Origin of the sequence: Bartonella sp. P0282, assembly GCF_048452985.1 — a bacterium.
Lineage (GTDB): Bacteria > Pseudomonadota > Alphaproteobacteria > Rhizobiales > Rhizobiaceae > Bartonella > Bartonella choladocola.
The window spans coordinates 582,919-598,863 of record NZ_WTFO01000002.1; the positions used below are offsets into that span (position 1 = coordinate 582,919).

Genomic DNA, 15,945 nt, shown 5'->3' on the forward strand with positions numbered 1-15,945 from the left:
GCTTGTTGGCAGAAAGGCGAATTTTCGGGGATCAAGCTGCCAATTTTCGATACGAAATTGAATATGCCACCACTATGAGAAAACAAACGAGAGGCAAACCATAGGAATAATGGGTTCCGAATGCATCTGAAAGCCGTCCCATAAAATATGGCAGAATAGCACCACCGACGATTGCCATAATCATATAAGAGCTACCCATCTTGGTGTGAGAACCGAGATTTTTAACTCCCATCGCAAAGATTGTCGGAAACATAATTGACATAAAAAAGAAAATTCCGATTGCAGCAATAACCGAGATGTAATTGCAACCGATCAAAATGATTGCGCATAAGACCGTATTGATAATCGCGTAGATGCACAGCAATTTTACTGCGTTTATTTTAATCATCAAAGCTGTCGTTATGAATCTGCCTGCCATAAAGGCCAACATTGCGATCGACAAATAATAGGCGGCGTTCTGACTCGTGGCGTTAGGCCATGTTTCCACTGTCAGGTTAATGAAGAATGCGCCAACTCCCACCTGCGCCGCCACATAAAACAGAAGCGTTATAACCCCTGTCACAAATTCTTTATGTGACCACATTGACGCGTGATGGGTTTTGGCGTTGGCTCCATCGCGCTCGCTTTCTAACAAGCGTAAATCAGGTAAAGGTGTTTTCAGAAACAGGAAAATAAGGCCGACAACAGCACAAGCAATCACAACGTAAGTCAATGTTACAGCGTCGAAATTCCCCTGAGCATCCGGCGCGACAGTTTTGAAAAAGAACATCCCTCCTATCAACGGCCCGATAAACTGCCCAAGTCCGTTAAAAGACTGAGAAAGATTGAGCCGTTGCTCGGCTGTTTCCGGATTTCCAAGTGCCGACGAATATGGATTGGCAGATGTCTCCAGAAATCCCAAGCCAAGAGCCAGAACAAACAGCGCAAAAAGAAAGAAGTAAAAATTCATTACAATAGATGCTGGTACAAACAATAAGGCTCCCAGAGCATATAATGAAAGTCCCATTATGATGCCCGATTTATAGCCACGTTTCGAGATAAATATCCCTGCAGGTAATGCGACCACAAAATAGGCTCCGAAATAGGCAGCTTGAATGAGACCGGATTGCGCTTTTGAAATCTGTAGCGCTTCCTGGAAATGCTTGTTCAATACGTCAACAAGCCCGTAAGAAAGCCCCCACATGAAAAATAGTGTTGTGACAAGAATAAATCCCGTCAGATATTTTGGCTCTGTTATCTTTGCCTTCATAGATTTCCTCCCAGAGTGACTAACGGCAATCCGACAAATCAAAAATTTTCGTCATCCCGACCCATTTTTGATCCGGTTTTGCGACGCCAAGCGGCTTTTGAAATTGTGACATTAACGCTTCCCATTTTTCGTTAACCGGATCATTTTCCGCTATTTCTTGAGCTTCTTCGGGATTAAAATCATCGGCGACTTCCATAATCATGAATAACCGATTTTCGACTTGCCAGATTTGCATGTCTTTAATGCCGCGCCGCTTTATATTGGCCGCAACTTCCGGCCAAATATGCTCGTGATATTGTTGATATAACTTCATTTTTTCGGGATCATCGACAAGATCCAAAGCTTGACAAAACCGTTTCATTCAAGGCTCCTCGATCAAACTGTGAGCGCCCGATCGAGGTGCGTATATCCTCCATCGACGTAAAGATGCTGGCCGGTTGTGTGAGATGCTCTGTCCGACAAAAGAAAAACAACAGTGTTTGCTATTTCGTCCACTGTCGTCATTCGTTTTCCAAGAGGAATGTTGGCAGTGATTTTTTCAAGTTGCTCTTGTGGATTTTTGAACGTTTTAATCCATCTTTCATAGAGCGGTGTCATGACTTCGGCGGGGATAACCGCATTGACGCGAATACCGTCATTCACCAGCGCGGCAGCCCATTCACGTGTCAAGGCCAACCGGCCGCCGTTGGCCGCCGCATATCCGCTGGTATGTCCCTGTCCCGTAATTGCGGTTTTCGACCCGATATTAACAATCGAGCCACGCGTTTTGACCAAATGGGGCACGGCATAATGAGCCATTGTAAAATAATGTACGAGGCTTTTCTCAAGAGATTGTCGAAATTCCTGAACGGAGTTTTCTATTCCTATATTGTCGTTGACACCTGCATTATTGACCAGTCCGTCGATCCTGCCGAAACGCGTTGCTATCTCCTGAACATTATTTGCGCAGGCCTGCTCATCCATTAAATCGGATTGACCGAACCAGTAACGGGCACCATTTTTCTTTAGCTTTTCGACAAAATCATCATGCAAGGCCGATCGACCGATAATCGCAACAATTGCCCCTTCGGCTGCGAGGTTGAGCGATATTGCTCCTCCAATTCCTGCTCCGCCACCGGTTACGATAATTACTTTGTCCTTCAGATGAAGATCCATTATTCCACTCCCGTAATTATGTTTCTAAAGTCTGTAAATTTGCTTGGGAGTTTGTTCCTCCACAATCAGCCTTTCATTCCCGTCCCAATGTTCTGTCCAGATTTTCCAGTAATCCAAAACACTTGCATAACTTTTGACCACTGACGACACAGGCCAATCCGAGCCCCATAAGAGACGTTCCGGCCCGAAGGTTTCATAAACAAAATCGGTGTAACGACGAAAAGTATCAGGCGGAACATCCCCTCCTGCTTCAAGCATCAATCCGGAAATCTTTAAACATACATGATCCATTCCGGTGAGTTGCAGAACCCGGTTTCTCCAGTCAGTGAATGCTTCTTCATCTCCGAATATCGGTTTTGCCAGATGGTCGACGACCAGATAATGTCGATCATGTCGGGAACAAAACTCCAAAGCCGCATCAATATCTTTTTGACGGATCAATATTTCATAGACAAACTCTTCTGCCTGAATGAGGGGCATTGCATAGTGAAGTCCCGAATGTTCACGAAGATAGCTTGACGGGTCAATTTCGTCCTGAATGAGATGCCTGAAACCTTTTATAACGGATTGTTGTTTTGCGTCTGCCAGTTGAAGCTCTGCATCACCATCGAAATCGAACCAGCCAATAACGCCGGCTATTGCTTGATACTTCCGGGCGAGAGTGCACAAAAAATTATTCTCGCCCTGTTTGGGGCGGGCCTGCACGGCAATAACCTTGCTGACTTTATCGCCGATAACAGACAACAGATCATCGACAAGTCGATCGCATTGAATGGAACTCAGATCTCCTGAAATCCATGGAAATTCTGCTTTGTTATAAGACCAGAAATGTACGTGACAATCGATCATCTTGTTCTCCGTCACACGCTATCCGGCAAACGAGTATTTTTTTAACGACTCCGGTTTCATTTCAATAGAAAATCCGGGATCTACAGGTGCAACATAGGCCGCATTACGGATGATGCAGGGAGAAACGAAATGTTCGTGGAGATGGTCGACATATTCTGTGACCCTTCCCTCCATACTGCCGGAAAAGCAAAGATAATCGATCATGGCGAGATGTTGCACATATTCGCAAAGACCAACACCTCCGGCATGCGGACACACCGGCAGCTTATATTTTGCCGCCATAAGCAATACTGCGAGTACCTCGTTGACACCCCCAAGCCTGCAAGCGTCGATCTGCACGATGTCTATTGCTTCGCGCATGATGAATTGTTTGAAGATAATACGGTTTTGACACATTTCTCCCGTCGCAACCTTGACCGGGCTGACTGCCTGACGTATGGCACGATGCGCTTCGACATCGTCCGGACTGGTCGGCTCTTCGATAAACCAGGGATTGGCAAAAGAAAGCTGTTTTACCCAATCTATTGCCTCATTTCTTTCCCAGGTTTGATTTGCGTCGATCATCAATTGGCGATCATTGCCAATGATTTCACGCGCAATTTTTATGCGCCGTTTATCTTCTTCGACATCGCGCCCGACTTTTAATTTGACATAATTGAAACCGGCGTCGATTGCCTCTTTGCATAACCTCGCCAATTTTTCGTCGCTATAACCTAGCCAACCTGCCGAAGTTGTATAACAGGGATACCCCTTTTCGCGAAGGATTGCCTCTCTATTCGACTTGTTCGCCGCCCATTTGCGTAATAAATCCGTTGCTTCATCTTCGTCGACACAATCGGTCAAATAACGGAAATCAATACAATTCACCAATTCTTCCGGTGTCATATCCGCAACAAGCTTCCAAACGGGTTTTCCCTCGCTTTTAGCCCACAAGTCCCATATGGCATTCACTACTGCCCCTGTTGCGAGATGGATTGCTCCTTTGTCGGGACCAATCCAGCGAAGTTGGCTGTCAGAGGTGAGAATACGCCACATTTTGCGGGGGCTTCGTTTAATCTCCTCAAGATCCATTCCCACTACCAAATGGCGCATTGCTTTAATTGCGGCGCAGCAAATTTCATTCCCCCGACCGATTGTGAAGGTCAGCCCGTGTCCGCTGAGGCTGTCGTCATCGGACTTTAAAATTACATATGCAGCAGAATAATCCGGATCAGGATTCATGGCGTCGGAACCATCCAGATCTTGTGAAGTCGGGAACCGTATGTCCAAAACGTCCATATCGATGATTTTCGTCATTATTTGTACCTTTGATAAGCGTTCAAGTTAATTGGTCTGTTTGCATCCGATGACATATTTTCTGCTTGTCACGCTGCCGCCTGCTTTTCGTAGCCGTATTGGCGGTACACGGAAAATGTAGCGATGAGAGCTGCGCAGACGAGCGTGCATAGGGAGAGAACGACAAGGCCGCCCGACTTGCTTGCCAACAGACTTTCCGATTCAACACGAATTATCGGAGCAAAAAAACTTCCTATCGCTCCAACCATGGTGCATATGCCTATTCCCGCAGCAAGCGCACTGCCTGATAATACCTGCGGCGGAAATGTCCAGAAAATGGGTTGTACAGCGAGGAAACCGATTGCCGAAAACGAAAGGGCAACAATTGCGAAAGGTGCAGAAGCATAGGCGGAAACAACCAATCCGATCGCTGCAAGGATAACGATCAATGCGGCTACCAACAAACGCAGATGGGGATGTCTATCGGTATAACGCGGTATGTAATAAACTCCGAATATAGCGGCTATATAGGGAATGGATGCGACTATCGACGCTTTGAAGCCTATTGTCGTACCCATAAGAGCGGCAACCTGGGAAGGCAAAAAGAATAACATCCCGTAAACACCGATTTGGAGAAATCCGTATATCAATGCAAGATGCCAAAGTGCCATACTTTTTACGGCTCCACCAAAATGACGCACTTGCTGTTTCTTGCTCTCTTTTGCCAATTGCCCGCACAGTACCGCCCTCTCGTCAGAAGACAAAAATTTTGCATCGTCAGGAGCGTCATCAAGGTAGAAATAACAAAAAATACCGGTGAATACTGCTGGAAGTCCTTCTATTATGAACATCCACGTCCAACCGGCATATCCGAACAAGCCTTCGAGTTCCAGAAGTGCACCGGAGATCGGCGAACCCAATGCGAGGGCAAAGGGAACAGCTAAAACAAAAGCACTTATAACTGTTCCGCGTACTTTATCTGGAAAAAACATTGAAGCTAACAAAAGAATACCCGGATAGAACCCGGCTTCCGCCACTCCAAGGAAAAACCGGAGAAGAACAAATTCATATTCGTTCGTGATAAAGCCGGTTGTCATGGACAACGCACCCCACACAATAGTGGTCATGCTTATCCATTTTCGTGCGCCGATACGATTTAATATCAAATTGGCCGGCACACCGAAAAGCGCATAAGCGGAAAAAAATATTCCGGCCCCCAGAGCATAGGCATTATCGGAAAGATGGAGATCGCTTTGCATTGCATCTTTTGCAAAGCCGATATTTACCCGATCTATAAAAGCCACAAAATAGAGTATGAATAATAATGGCATAAGCCTTACCCATACTTTTGTAACTGTTTTGTTTAATAACGGATCTTGATATGCCGCAATTATTTTCATGGTTATCCTCCCAAAATACCATGTCTGTGGCTTGCAAAGCTTCAGGCACCTCCCGCGCCGGAAGCTATACTATTGAATTCGGTCCGTTAACTGGCGGAAACAACTTTCTGTTTTTGCTCGCCCAAACCGGTGATACCAAGATGCATCGTTTGCCCCGGCTTCAGATAAACCGGCGGCTTCAACCCCAGACCCACTCCCGGAGGCGTACCGGTCGAGATAATATCACCCGCCTGCAAACTCATGAACTGACTGACATAACTGACGATTGTAACAACGTCGAAAATCATCTTTTGCGTATTGCCGTTCTGGTAACGTTTCCCGTCTATATCAAGCCAGAGATCAAGATTTTGCGGGTCTTCAATCTCGTCTTTTGTAACGAGCCAAGGACCGATAGGCCCGAATGTATCGCAACCTTTTCCTTTATCCCATGTCCCGCCACGTTCGATCTGGTATTCACGTTCGGAAATATCATTGATCACACAATATCCTGCGACATGGTCCATCGCCTGATCTTTTTCGATATAGCGACCGCTTCTGCCGATAATCACACCCAATTCGACCTCCCAATCGGTTTTCTTGGAACCACGGGGGATTTCAACATCATCAAAGGGGCCAATGATCGCACTGGTCCACTTATTGAATATAACCGGTTCGCTTGGGATCGGAGCATTTGTTTCGGCTGCATGGTCGGAATAATTGAGGCCGATACATATGAATTTTCCTGTTTTGGCAACGCAGGGGCCAAGTCGTACCGATCCATCCACAATCGGTAAACTAGATATATCTATATCACGAATTCTGGTTAATTCGTTCTCGAGCACTTCCCCGTCAATATCGCGAACAATGCCTGAAAGATCACGAATATTGTTATCCCTATCCAGAATTCCGGGCTTTTCATATCCTTTTTTTCCGAAACGCAATAATTTCACTTTTATCCTCCTGCTAATTAATTGGTCCAACCACCATCAATCATGTTGAATGTTCCGGTAGTGAACGACGTTTCGTCACTTGCCAGATAAACCGCAAGAGCGGCAATCTCGTTCACATTACCTATCCGTCCCATAGGTTGGCGCGCGACAAATTGTTCATAAACTTCTGCTTCGCTGCGATTTTCAAGCTTGGCTTGCACTGAAATGCGTTGGCGTAACGAAGGTGAATCTACTGTTCCGGGACAAATTGCATTGCAGCGGATACCCTTTTTTACATAATCGGCGGCAACCGAGCGGGTAATTCCCAACACTGCAGCCTTCGTAGCACTATATGCAAAACGGTTTGTTACACCTTTTATGCTGGAGGCTGCGGATGACATATTAATAATGGATCCGCCACCATTTTTCAGCATCAATGGCAAGAACCCTTTTATCATATGAAACATCGAGTCAACATTTATCGAGAATGCCTTTTGCCATTGCGCGTCGTCACATTCTTCGATCGAGCCGGCAGGAACCCATCCTGCACAGTTAAAAAGTACGTCAATTGTGCCTACCTTATGTACAAAAGCGTTAATCGCTTGGCTATCGGTTACATCAAGAACAGCAATTTCTATATCCGGATTTTCCTCCCGAATGGTTGCAAGTAATTCACTATTAATGTCTGTAGCAATCACTTGCGCGCCTTCTTGTGCAAATTTCAGTGCCGAAGCACGTCCTATACCTTGCGCTGCTGCGGTAATGACACATCTTTTCCTATTGAGGCGCATCGTTCCTCCTTATATGACAGTATTGTCATGTTTATTGGTTAGACCAATTATTTTGGCTAGACCAATTAACAATGGAATTTTAAACTTGGCAAGCACTTTTTTGGGAAACAACCTGATGAATAATTCCCGTTTATACCAATCTATCGCAAATAGAATTGTGCAGGACATAGAAAACGGTTGCTATCATATTGGCGATAAACTTCCGCCTGAACGCGATCTTGCTGAAATACTGAAAGTTAGCCGCACTTCCGTTCGCGAGGCAATTATTGCACTTGAGGTATCGGGTATCGTCGAAGTCAAAGTCGGTAGCGGCGTTTATGTGTTATCGACCAAAAGTGCCCGCTCGCCGAATTTGAAGCGGGAAATCCACTCTTTGCTTCAACCTTATCTCAAGTCTAATGGCGACGTAGCTCCATTCGAGCTACTGGAAGCGCGTTTGTACCTTGAACCACATCTTGCCGAAATTGCAGCATTGGAACGCACAGACGAGCAGATGGAAGGAATTAAACAGGCTTACATCATGAATGTCTCGGACAATCTCGAACATTCAAAAGACCATATCGGCGACCGATTGTTCCACATCAGAATTGCTGAAGCGTCACAAAATGCTGCCTACGTTTATTTCCTCGAATATCTTTTAGGACAGCAATATACCGAACTTTTCAGCGGATTACAGAAGCTTTATACGCCAGAGGATATGCCGCTCCGTTCACAGATTGAACATCACCAGATATTGGTAGCAATCGAACAAAAACAACCTGATAGGGCGCGTTCCGCAATGGCGAACCATATCCGGAATGTTATAAACATTTTTTCACGAAAAACCGAATAGAGATTTTCCGATTATTATTGCTTTGCGCCATGAGCCTATGAAGATCAATTTTATTCCTGAACAACATACATAAATTTTAAAATATGTTGGCTGAAATCCTGCCGATCAAAGGTTTCATCGCAATGCAAATTCGGACCGACTTCAATCCGGTTGTTTCGGTTCTGTCTTCTCAGGTTTTCATTTATTTTTCCGGAATATTGTTCAAAACAAACCATTTTAAAAAAAATTGAATAGAATTTTTAAGCTTCCAAACAAAAAACATTTTTAAAATGTTTATACATTAAATAATGTTATAATTATATTAATCATTAAATATAGTTATTTTATTGATTTTTATTATAACAGATTTGTATTTATTAATGTTTTTATTTTGAATTCTGGTATCCATACCGGTCAGAAATCAAATAAATTCTGCAATCGGACGGATAGGCAGATTTTTTCCGGTTATCGTTGCAAACAGAACTTCCATTAAAATCATGCAAAAGCGGCATTTTCGACATTATTTCATGTCATAGCCGCGTTTGCGTGTTCCACATCCACTTACAAGTTCGATCTCAAGTTGAAAAATCGTTCTACTTCTCGGTGATTTTCCACGGTGCGGCTTCATTATGTTGCCAAATACCGCTCTTGTTTTGTCGAGCTTCTTTTTGTGAGACACCATAAAAGCCGTTGGAATATTTTGGCCAATCAATGGCGTAGCCATTGCGCACCAGCCAGCCTGCTATATCATCCCCTGTGGACGAATAACAAATAGCAATGACATTTCCAGCATTGTCATTGCCACGAGGCTCACATTGAACCGGTTGTAAATTGGTCAACCAATCCGAAAGTGCAGATGCTGCCTGCTTGCCACAGTCATAGCCAATACCATCCGCGCTCCGGCATATCTGCCCAAGCTCCGGAGCGTCAACCCCCCACAGTTTTATATGTTGATTGCGGATTTCCAGTGTTTCGCCGTCAATTACATTGATAGCTCCCGTTATCGCTGCGCGACTTTCAGCCAAGGCAGGCAATGACAAAATACACAACAGAAATGAAATGAAAAAGCGCATCGTTCACACCATACTATCTTTCGGAAGTTACCAGAGTTTAGACGTTTCTTACATTATTTCAAAGAATAAATTCGGGCCAGATGAGGTTCTATAAAGCAAAATATTTTGTCTCATGCGAGCGATAATGGAACTCTCCGCTATAACGCGGCCTTCAGCCAAGCTATCACTTCAATGAGGAGATGCGCTTTTTTCATCGGGTGCAAAAAATTCACATTACAATTGTTAAAATAAAAATGGCTCAACATTTATCATGAATTGAGCCATTGAAATCTGAAACTGGCAATCAAGCTTTAGTAAACAACCGCGAAATGGATAGACCCGATTGCACCGGCAAAAATTTTCTTGCCATCTTGTGCAACTTGTTGCACTGCCTTTTGGTCAACTGCAGTGCGATCCCACATTGTACCGCCAATGCTCCCCTGCTTCCAATCAACAGGTTTGCCAAGAAGACTTTCGGAATCTTTCTGGTTGTAGATCTTCGCCGTATTATTTTGTAGTGCTTTGAACAAAGCATCATCACCTTTTGTAAGGCCCCCAAGCTGGGCGGTCGATTTGACAAGGTCTTTCAGCTTGTCGTCACTGATTTGAGGAGGTGTAAATACCTGAAAATTGCCCGTCGGAACACCTTCGAACCCGGCATATTTAGCCGCATCGGCATCCTTCAAAGTGCCGGTAAAATATTGCGGATTTGTCATGTTCAAATTGACTTGCTGATTGATAATGCCGGATGCATTAATACCGTTTTCAACAAGTTCCTGAATACGCGATAAAGCATCGGAAATACGTGGCGACATCACATTACGATCATCGACACGGACGGTCTGTGTCGCATTCTTTTCCTGAACAATTTCCTGAATATTCTGGGCAGCCCGTAACCCCGGAACATCAAAACCATGATTGACCAAGTTCAAGTCGGTTGATGTAACAGATACCATTTTAACCTCCGATATAATGCCGATATGAGCGTGCACTATTCTTTGTTTATAATATAGTTCAAATAGTCAAATTATGCAAATAATCCCGCAAAACTCTAAAAAAAGCCGGCTGTCAAACAGAACGGGCACAGCTCCTGAACTGTTCAAGCTCCCACTATTACAAGGGCCTTTTGATAAACATTGATCTGAATATCTCAATTATGTTGATAATAACTGGTACTTTCTTTTATTGAATCAATGATATAAAATCAAATCAAGAAAATTGATTTATAAATATATCATTTAATAATAACAATTATTACAATTTTCTGTCGTTATATTTTGAATTGAATTAAAGATAATTATACCAGTTTAGGCACTTTGGTTTTAATACGCAAATAAAACTGAAAATTGTTTGTTCCGCCTTTTTCATTCGCGGGTGAAAATAGAATTTCCGGCTCCAGAAACGCGGTAAACTTGAATGAAATATGAGGAGATAGATAAGGCTGTTATTATCAATTTTACTTTTCTTTCACATTCAATTGTTTTGCGCTAAGCTGGCATACGTTCAGAGCCAAACGACACGCCCCAAACGACACCGTTTGACCGCTTTACCATTCAACAGCCAGAAACACGCCCAAGGAAATTCCGATGAAACTTTATTATTACGACCATTGCCCGTTCTGTGTCCGTGCCAAGATGACAGCGGGATATAAACAAGTTCCAGTTGAATATATTGTTTTGCTGAATGATGATTCCGAAACGTGTATGCGGCTTGTTCATAAAAAACAGGTTCCTATTCTGGAATTCGACGATGGTTCGGCTATGGTCGAAAGCCTGGATATTGCGCATAAATTTGATGAAATTGGCGAGAAAAGTCGCGTTATTGTTCCGGCAACCGATATTCAAAAGCGGGTCACCGACGAGCTTTCCGAGGTCTCTTCGGATATTAATGCGCTGCTTTATCCACGCAATGTAAAAGCATCACTTCCGGAATTTGCTACGAAATCGGCCATTGAATATTTTCAGGCAAAAAAAGAAAAGTCACTCGGCAAATCATTCGATCAGGCTATGAGTGAAACAGCCGAGCATAAAAAGAATGTTGAAGAGAGACTGGCTACTTTGTCTTTTAATCCCGATAATACAAGTAACGGTCTCGGTTGGGATGATGTCATGATATTTCCGACATTACGCAATTTGACGATTGTAAAAGACATCAAAATGCCACAGCAACTTGAGGATTATGTCAAACATATTTCTGCTCTGACCGGCGTTCAGCTTTATTACGATCGCGCATTATAAGCTCTGTCGGTTTGCCACAAATGCAGATTTTACCTTACATCGCGCCGATTGGCATGTTGTTGTTGTCGAATGTGTTTATGACCTTCGCCTGGTACGGGCATTTAAAATTCACCAACAAGCCATTAATGATCGTCATTATAGCAAGCTGGGGAATTGCATTCTTTGAATATTGCCTTGCGGTTCCCGCAAACCGTTTGGGACACACCGTTTATAGCGCTGCCCAACTCAAAACGATTCAGGAGGTTATAACCCTTTTGATATTTTCCGGTTTTTCGATTCTCTATCTGGGCGAAAAACTGACGATAAACCATTTTGTCGGCTTTGCACTTATTGTAAGCGGAGCCTACTTCATCTTCAAAGGTCCGTTATAATATCGGTTTAGGGCTTTCCAGTTCCTGTTCATGAATGTTATAACGGCAAAAAACCAAAATTATGGAAGAGGATTATCATATGGCAAAGATCAAGGTCGCAAATCCCGTCGTCGAACTCGACGGCGACGAGATGACACGCATTATCTGGCAATATATCAAGGAAAAATTGATCCATCCCTATCTCGACATAGATCTGAAATATTATGATCTTTCGATTGAAAATCGCGATGCGACCAACGATCAGGTAACAACCGACGCTGCAAACGCTATCAAGAAATATGGTGTTGGCGTTAAATGTGCGACAATCACACCGGATGAAGCCCGCGTTAAAGAGTTCAACCTGAAAAAAATGTGGAAGTCGCCGAACGGCACAATCCGCAACATTCTTGGCGGCGTTATTTTCCGTGAACCGATTATTTGCAAAAACGTTCCCCGTCTCGTTCCGCACTGGACAAAACCGATCATTATCGGCCGTCATGCTTTTGGTGACCAATATAAAGCGACAGATTTCAAATTCCCCGGCAAAGGCAAGCTGACAATCAAATTTGTCGGTGAAGACGGAACCGTTATCGAACATGATGTTTATGATGCACCGGGTGCCGGTGTTGCATTGGCTATGTACAACCTTGATGCATCTATCCGCGATTTTGCCCGTGCATCATTCAATTACGGCTTGCAGCGCAAAGTTCCGGTTTATCTTTCCACAAAGAATACCATTTTGAAGGCCTATGATGGCCGTTTCAAAGATATTTTTCAGGAAGTTTTCGATAAGGAATTCAAATCCGAATTCGATAAATATAATCTCACCTATGAGCACCGTCTGATCGACGATATGGTTGCCTCGTCACTTAAATGGTCCGGCGGATATGTCTGGGCTTGTAAGAATTATGATGGTGATGTCCAATCCGATACAGTGGCTCAGGGTTTCGGCTCTTTGGGACTCATGACCTCCGTTCTCATGACACCGGACGGCAAAACTGTTGAAGCCGAAGCTGCACATGGAACAGTAACCCGCCACTATCGCCAATACCAGCGCGGCGAAGAAACATCGACCAACTCGATTGCTTCGATCTTCGCCTGGACACGCGGTTTGGCACACCGTGCAAAGCTCGACAACAATGACCAGTTGAAGCACTTTGCCGATACACTTGAAAAAGTATGTGTCGATACTGTTGAATCCGGTTTCATGACCAAGGATCTTGCCTTGCTCATCGGACCGAACCAGAAATGGCTTTCAACAACAGGTTTTCTCGACAAAATTGCGGAAAATCTTGCCAAAGCACTTGCTTGAACATTTCCAATTTGAAAAGCAAAAAGCCCCGTTTCACACGGGGCTTTTTGTTTTTGGCAGGAACAAAAAAAGCCGATCAAAGTTTCGTTTCTTGGCACTAAAGCCTTATGAGGCTATTTAAAAGACCGAAACTGATTCTAAAAAAATATAGGGATGACAATGAATGAACAAGGCTGGTCAACACTTCTTTCAGGTAGAAATGGTGTCCGCTCTGTAACACTTGCAGGCGGGGTTGCTCTGCATGCGGTCAATGTCTACATCGTCGTCACTATCCTGCCCTCCCTTGTTGCCGATATTCACGGTGAGCAATATTATTCATGGGCAGCAACAATTTTTGTGACAGCATCGCTCATCGGTGCATCGCTTGCAGCAAAATTGTTGGCCCGTTTTGGGCCCAAAACCGCTTATGTCCTTTCGGCACTCCTCTTTGCAGTTGGTACCCTTATCTGTAGTGTCGCCCCGACGATGGCAGCATTCCTGTTCGGTCGGCTTATTCAAGGTTTCGGTGGCGGCTTTTTGCTGTCACTTTCCTATTCCATGGTGAGAATTGTATTCGACCCTGCGTTATGGCCACGGGCGATGGGGCTCATTTCCGGCATGTGGGGAATTTCGACATTACTCGGCCCCGCCATTGGCGGCATTTTTGCCGAATACAGCACTTGGCGTGCTTCATTCTGGACAGTTGGCATTCTGGCACTTTTATTTTCCGGCGTTGCGCTTAAAGTTTTGCCCGGCACGACAGAACATCAAAACGTTTCGGAACGGCTTCCTGTTATCCAGCTTGCTGTTTTGACCGTTATGGTTCTTGTCATTTCGGCAAGCAGTGCAGTGAGCGACAATAATATCAAAATTGCCGGTATTATTATCGGTGCTATTCTACTGTTTGTTCTTGGGATTATCGACAAACGATCGGAAAATAAAATGCTTCCCGACGGTTCATTTTCAATCCAGTCGATATTTCTGCCGCTTTACGGGTTGATGGTTATTATTTCGGTCGCCGTAAACGGTGCGGAGCTTTATCTTCCCCTGTTTCTTCAGGAACTTCACGGGAGAGGTCCACTTGTTGCAGGCTATATTGCCGCTCTCATGAGCATCGGCTGGACCTGCGGTTCATTGCCAAGTGCCGGAGCTTCGCCGAAAATTGTGCGCAAAATCATCATTCTCGCCCCCGTGATTGATATGCTCGGAATGGCGACGTTGTTCTATTTCATTCCATCTGAAATGAAGTCATCGGGATTTCTGATTTCGATTTGTCTCGCGCTGTTCCTGATCGGTGTCGGGGCTGGAACGTCATGGCCGCATTTGCTCACCCGCGTATTACAATGTGCTTCCGAAAAAGACGCGACACGTGCCAGCGCATCCCTTACAACAATCCAGTTGTTTTCAACAGCTTTAAGTGCCGCACTTGCCGGAAGCATTACCAATCTTGCCGGATTATTTGATCCGGGTGGAGTGAGCGGTATGATTGCAGCTTCCAAAGTACTGTTTATCTTTCTGATTGTCATATTGCTGCTTGCAGTGCCGCTCGCCTTTATTATTTCTCGCGATATGCTCAACCGGCCGGATGGAAAACATTCAGACAACCAAAGCAATCAGAAACACAACCAGAATAATTAAAAATAGCACATCCATTGAACGCTTGAAGAGCCTGATGGCACGGTAAATATCGTCGGGACGAGCCATTTTCCCGCTTTCATTCTGGAATGGTTCGTCAACAGCTTCGCCTGAATAGATTCTTGGCCCCAAAAGCTTGACATCAAGGGCGCCTGCAAAGGCACATTCGGAAAAACCGGCATTGGGTGAATGATGGTGACGCGCATCTTTTTTCACCACTTCAAGTGACTTTGCAGCAGCTTTCCGATTGATAAAAAGTCCACTTGTCAGGATAACAATTAACGCTGTCAATCTTGCCGGTATAAAATTGACAACATCGTCAAGCCGTGCCGAAGCCCAGCCGAAATCCTTGAAGCGCTCGTTTTTATAGCCGATCATCGAGTCGGCCGTGTTCACCAATTTATAACAAAAAAGGCCGGGAAGACCGAGGATAAGATACCAGAACACCGGTGCTACAACGCCATCAGAGCTATTTTCGGCAAGGCTTTCAATAGCTGCGCGACAAACTGCGCTTTCATCAAGATTTTTTGTTTCCCGCCCGACTATGAGCGAAACAGCGCCTCTCGCTTCGTCAAGCGAACCTTGTTTGAACGCTTTTTCAACTCTAGCGACGTGATCGACAAGGCTTTTTTGCGCAAGGAAGATGGAGGCAACCAGCGCTTCAATGATTATTCCTGCAAACCCCAGTTGAAGCAAAAGCGCATGAATAATAAGGGCAATAATAAAGGTTGCCAGCAATAGAACAAGAATGGCGATAATGCCGAAGCATTTCCTGCGGCGGGAAGACATCGACTTCCTGTTAAATCGCGTTTCAAACCACTTTATCCCTGCCCCGAATGCCGCTACCGGATGAGGGAGCTTACGCCATAACCAGTCGGGGTCGCCAATTGACCGATCAATCAGGAGCGCCAATAAAAGGACAAAACAGAGACGCTCCACAGC

Annotated in this window: 16 protein-coding genes; 5 read left to right on the top strand and 11 right to left on the bottom strand. The window is 44.6% G+C overall.

Features of this window, described 5'->3' with window-relative positions; genetic code table 11:
- Nucleotides 1–31: 31 nt before the first annotated feature.
- The 8 genes from fucP to GQS64_RS07920 form a co-directional block, all read right to left on the bottom strand.
- Nucleotides 32–1,249: an L-fucose:H+ symporter permease gene (gene fucP, locus GQS64_RS07885; protein WP_198231195.1), complete on the bottom strand. Its 1,218-nt coding sequence runs from the start codon at nucleotides 1,247–1,249 to the stop codon at nucleotides 32–34.
- A gap of 19 nt (nucleotides 1,250–1,268) precedes the next feature.
- A complete protein-coding gene (locus tag GQS64_RS07890) occupies nucleotides 1,269–1,610 on the bottom strand; it encodes an L-rhamnose mutarotase (protein ID WP_198231196.1) in 342 nt (113 codons plus the stop codon).
- Between the two features lie 14 nt (nucleotides 1,611–1,624).
- Nucleotides 1,625–2,404, bottom strand: coding sequence for an SDR family oxidoreductase (locus GQS64_RS07895; protein ID WP_198231197.1), 780 nt, complete (start codon nucleotides 2,402–2,404; stop codon nucleotides 1,625–1,627).
- Nucleotides 2,405–2,428: 24 nt separating this feature from the next.
- Nucleotides 2,429–3,253, bottom strand: a complete 825-nt coding sequence (locus tag GQS64_RS07900) for an amidohydrolase family protein (protein WP_198231198.1) — start codon at nucleotides 3,251–3,253, stop codon at nucleotides 2,429–2,431.
- Between the two features lie 18 nt (nucleotides 3,254–3,271).
- Entirely contained in the window at nucleotides 3,272–4,549 is a 1,278-nt protein-coding gene (locus GQS64_RS07905; protein ID WP_198231199.1) for an L-fuconate dehydratase, read from the bottom strand.
- Nucleotides 4,550–4,617: 68 nt separating this feature from the next.
- Entirely contained in the window at nucleotides 4,618–5,928 is a 1,311-nt protein-coding gene (locus tag GQS64_RS07910) for an MFS transporter (RefSeq protein WP_198231200.1), read from the bottom strand.
- An 86-nt stretch (nucleotides 5,929–6,014) separates the two neighbouring features.
- Nucleotides 6,015–6,857 carry a fumarylacetoacetate hydrolase family protein gene (locus GQS64_RS07915; RefSeq protein ID WP_198231201.1) on the bottom strand — a complete coding sequence of 281 codons (843 nt, stop codon included), beginning with the start codon at nucleotides 6,855–6,857 and terminating at the stop codon, nucleotides 6,015–6,017.
- A gap of 17 nt (nucleotides 6,858–6,874) precedes the next feature.
- Nucleotides 6,875–7,627 carry an SDR family oxidoreductase gene (locus GQS64_RS07920; protein ID WP_077992421.1) on the bottom strand — a complete coding sequence of 251 codons (753 nt, stop codon included), beginning with the start codon at nucleotides 7,625–7,627 and terminating at the stop codon, nucleotides 6,875–6,877.
- Between the two features lie 115 nt (nucleotides 7,628–7,742).
- Here GQS64_RS07920 and GQS64_RS07925 point away from each other — a divergent pair, with 115 nt between their 5' ends.
- Entirely contained in the window at nucleotides 7,743–8,459 is a 717-nt protein-coding gene (locus tag GQS64_RS07925) for a FadR/GntR family transcriptional regulator (RefSeq protein ID WP_198231202.1), read from the top strand.
- Nucleotides 8,460–9,031: 572 nt separating this feature from the next.
- On the opposite strand, the gene GQS64_RS07930 is transcribed toward GQS64_RS07925, so the two are convergent.
- Both GQS64_RS07930 and GQS64_RS07935 read right to left on the bottom strand, forming a co-directional pair.
- Entirely contained in the window at nucleotides 9,032–9,511 is a 480-nt protein-coding gene (locus GQS64_RS07930) for a thermonuclease family protein (protein WP_198231203.1), read from the bottom strand.
- A gap of 290 nt (nucleotides 9,512–9,801) precedes the next feature.
- Complete coding sequence (locus GQS64_RS07935; protein WP_198231204.1) at nucleotides 9,802–10,446, bottom strand: hypothetical protein; 645 nt, start codon at nucleotides 10,444–10,446, stop codon at nucleotides 9,802–9,804.
- A 630-nt stretch (nucleotides 10,447–11,076) separates the two neighbouring features.
- Here GQS64_RS07935 and grxB point away from each other — a divergent pair.
- From grxB to GQS64_RS07955, 4 genes are all read left to right on the top strand, one after another.
- Entirely contained in the window at nucleotides 11,077–11,727 is a 651-nt protein-coding gene (grxB, locus tag GQS64_RS07940) for a glutaredoxin 2 (protein ID WP_198231205.1), read from the top strand.
- 20 nt (nucleotides 11,728–11,747) lie between these two features.
- The gene (locus GQS64_RS07945) at nucleotides 11,748–12,098 is read left to right on the top strand and encodes a DMT family protein (protein WP_077992428.1); all 351 of its coding nucleotides are present in this window, start codon (nucleotides 11,748–11,750) and stop codon (nucleotides 12,096–12,098) included.
- Between the two features lie 79 nt (nucleotides 12,099–12,177).
- A complete protein-coding gene (locus tag GQS64_RS07950) occupies nucleotides 12,178–13,389 on the top strand; it encodes an NADP-dependent isocitrate dehydrogenase (RefSeq protein WP_077994560.1) in 1,212 nt (403 codons plus the stop codon).
- A gap of 159 nt (nucleotides 13,390–13,548) precedes the next feature.
- Nucleotides 13,549–15,006 carry an MFS transporter gene (locus GQS64_RS07955; RefSeq protein WP_198231206.1) on the top strand — a complete coding sequence of 486 codons (1,458 nt, stop codon included), beginning with the start codon at nucleotides 13,549–13,551 and terminating at the stop codon, nucleotides 15,004–15,006.
- On the opposite strand, the gene cbiB is transcribed toward GQS64_RS07955, so the two are convergent.
- Nucleotides 14,965–15,942, bottom strand: coding sequence for an adenosylcobinamide-phosphate synthase CbiB (gene cbiB / locus GQS64_RS07960; RefSeq protein ID WP_198231207.1), 978 nt, complete (start codon nucleotides 15,940–15,942; stop codon nucleotides 14,965–14,967). The genes GQS64_RS07955 and cbiB overlap by 42 nt on opposite strands.
- Between the last annotated feature and the right edge of the window lie 3 nt (nucleotides 15,943–15,945).

Excerpts from the sequence above, each read along its gene's own strand:
- fucP (WP_198231195.1), bottom strand. The coding sequence starts at position 1,249 with ATGAAGGCAAAGATAACAGAGCCAAAATATCTGACGGGATTTATTCTT.
- GQS64_RS07890 (WP_198231196.1), bottom strand. The coding sequence starts at position 1,610 with ATGAAACGGTTTTGTCAAGCTTTGGATCTTGTCGATGATCCCGAAAAA.
- GQS64_RS07895 (WP_198231197.1), bottom strand. The coding sequence starts at position 2,404 with ATGGATCTTCATCTGAAGGACAAAGTAATTATCGTAACCGGTGGCGGA.
- GQS64_RS07900 (WP_198231198.1), bottom strand. The coding sequence starts at position 3,253 with ATGATCGATTGTCACGTACATTTCTGGTCTTATAACAAAGCAGAATTT.
- GQS64_RS07905 (WP_198231199.1), bottom strand. The coding sequence starts at position 4,549 with ATGACGAAAATCATCGATATGGACGTTTTGGACATACGGTTCCCGACT.
- GQS64_RS07910 (WP_198231200.1), bottom strand. The coding sequence starts at position 5,928 with ATGAAAATAATTGCGGCATATCAAGATCCGTTATTAAACAAAACAGTT.
- GQS64_RS07920 (WP_077992421.1), bottom strand. The coding sequence starts at position 7,627 with ATGCGCCTCAATAGGAAAAGATGTGTCATTACCGCAGCAGCGCAAGGT.
- GQS64_RS07925 (WP_198231202.1), top strand. The coding sequence starts at position 7,743 with ATGAATAATTCCCGTTTATACCAATCTATCGCAAATAGAATTGTGCAG.
- GQS64_RS07930 (WP_198231203.1), bottom strand. The coding sequence starts at position 9,511 with ATGCGCTTTTTCATTTCATTTCTGTTGTGTATTTTGTCATTGCCTGCC.
- GQS64_RS07935 (WP_198231204.1), bottom strand. The coding sequence starts at position 10,446 with ATGGTATCTGTTACATCAACCGACTTGAACTTGGTCAATCATGGTTTT.
- grxB (WP_198231205.1), top strand. The coding sequence starts at position 11,077 with ATGAAACTTTATTATTACGACCATTGCCCGTTCTGTGTCCGTGCCAAG.
- GQS64_RS07945 (WP_077992428.1), top strand. The coding sequence starts at position 11,748 with ATGCAGATTTTACCTTACATCGCGCCGATTGGCATGTTGTTGTTGTCG.
- GQS64_RS07950 (WP_077994560.1), top strand. The coding sequence starts at position 12,178 with ATGGCAAAGATCAAGGTCGCAAATCCCGTCGTCGAACTCGACGGCGAC.
- GQS64_RS07955 (WP_198231206.1), top strand. The coding sequence starts at position 13,549 with ATGAATGAACAAGGCTGGTCAACACTTCTTTCAGGTAGAAATGGTGTC.